A 1,545-nucleotide genomic window follows, 5' to 3' on the forward strand; every position below is an offset into this window, starting at 1 on the left:
CCTCAAAGCGGCAGAGCTCCTTTTTCTTTCCATCATGGAAGGTAACGCTGACACCGGGAAGGTCAACGGCATCGACGGGAAAGGGGGAGACAATGAGTGCGGCAACCATCAGGGTGAACATGAGGTGAAATCGATACGAAGGCCGGAGGGCGGCTATTAAGGGTTTAAGAACTTTCATCCCTTATGGTGCGACGACATAGATTAAAAGTCAAGGAACACTTTGAGGAAGAGAGTCAGGTATACCGGCACATGAACCTGGTGATTCGGAGGAGATCATCGTCACCACTGGTATTATAGTCGGACGGCGGCAGGTGTAGATGGGGCAAATGGGAGCCCTGCCATATTTTCGGGGAAGCAGGAATTTCCGCCGTCCGACGAATGATCTTCGATTTCGGGATGGCCCCGTCTGTGTTCTAACGGCGGGGCATTTCCAGGAGAGTTTCCGCGGCAAGCCGCGCCGATTTTCCCGCGCATTTTGAGCAGGCTTCACGTCCGCCCTCGTGTTCAAATCTCAAGGCCTCTTCCTTGTTTTCGGGATCGTAGCTCTTGCCGAGCAGCTTCGCCTGGATCTCGGCACACTGGAAACTTCCAAATTCATCGTGATACTTTTTGTAGAATTGCCTCACGATCTCCACGGACCTCGGGAACCCGGTCTCTCCCTTGTTTTCCGGCTCAGGCCATATGGTATCTTCCAGCTTGTCCCTGCCGGAAGCCAGGCCCAGCGCCAGTACTCCACCGACAAGGGCCCCGCAGACCTGTCCTATGCCCGAGGTAGCCCGGCCGCCGAAGGTCAGCGCCTTGAAGATCGTCATTCCCGTCGCGAGTTTGAATTCCTGCTGGAGGGCCAGAAGTACCATCTGGCCGCATCCGGAGAATTCGTAATCGTATGCGGCGGCCCGTCTTTCGACCCTGTCCAGTATTTCCTGTCTTTCTTCCTGAGATATCTGCTCAGCCATTGTGCGTCCTCTCTTCCATTAGGTATTGAGGTATTTCGTCAACAGGATGGCGGGGGTTTCGGCCTGTCGCTGTCGTCCCCCGTGTCCGGGACAAAATCCTTTATTTCGCAGGTCCTCGGTTGCAGGGTCTCATATGTCTCCTGCCATGGCCCGAAGAGATCCTTTTCTCTCTGTAATTCTTCATCCGTCAGGAATATGTCCATAGAGATCCCTCCTTACATCACACCCAATCTCATGAGCTTGCTCATGACCAGCGTGGGCAATCCCACGCTGTGACATACCAGGTCGGTGATGTCGAAAACTTCCAGATTCGAACCCGTTTCGCCTATGCCCAGGCGGAAATTTGTCTCGCATGTCGGACAGGCGCCGACCAGGACCGGCGCACCCGTCGCCTTAACCTCATTAAGACGGTTTTCGTTGATGGACATACCAAGCCGGGGATAACGCATAACGTGTCGTCCGCAGCAGGAGGCGTTTTCCCTGGCGTGTTCCATTTCGATGACCTCGAGATTGGGTATCGCCGACAGGACCTTCCTGGGCTCATCGTATATCCCTCCTCCGCGGCCGATATGACAGGGATCGTGGTACG

Annotated in this window: 4 protein-coding genes; 1 reads left to right on the forward strand and 3 read right to left on the reverse strand. The window is 54.9% G+C overall.

The features are described from left to right. Positions 1–160, forward strand: a 160-nt coding sequence (locus GXX82_17365; protein ID NLT24814.1) for a hypothetical protein, incomplete at its 5' end; no start/stop codon positions are given. Positions 161–413: 253 nt separating this feature from the next. Here the strand turns inward: GXX82_17365 and GXX82_17370 are convergent. The 3 genes from GXX82_17370 to GXX82_17380 all read right to left on the reverse strand — a co-directional run. Then, positions 414–956: a C_GCAxxG_C_C family protein gene (locus GXX82_17370; GenBank protein ID NLT24815.1), complete on the reverse strand. Its 543-nt coding sequence runs from the start codon at positions 954–956 to the stop codon at positions 414–416. Positions 957–994: 38 nt separating this feature from the next. After that, positions 995–1,159, reverse strand: a complete 165-nt coding sequence (locus GXX82_17375; GenBank protein NLT24816.1) for a hypothetical protein — start codon at positions 1,157–1,159, stop codon at positions 995–997. A gap of 12 nt (positions 1,160–1,171) precedes the next feature. After that, the coding region (locus tag GXX82_17380; GenBank protein NLT24817.1) for a hypothetical protein at positions 1,172–1,545 on the reverse strand (374 nt) is incomplete at its 5' end.

The organism is Syntrophorhabdus sp., assembly GCA_012719415.1.
In the GTDB taxonomy this organism is placed as follows: Bacteria; Desulfobacterota; Syntrophorhabdia; order Syntrophorhabdales; family Syntrophorhabdaceae; genus Delta-02.

Bases quoted from the DNA above. Each gene is read 5' to 3' on its own strand.
- GXX82_17370 (NLT24815.1), bottom strand. From the start codon at position 956: ATGGCTGAGCAGATATCTCAGGAAGAAAGACAGGAAATACTGGACAGG.
- GXX82_17375 (NLT24816.1), bottom strand. From the start codon at position 1,159: ATGGACATATTCCTGACGGATGAAGAATTACAGAGAGAAAAGGATCTC.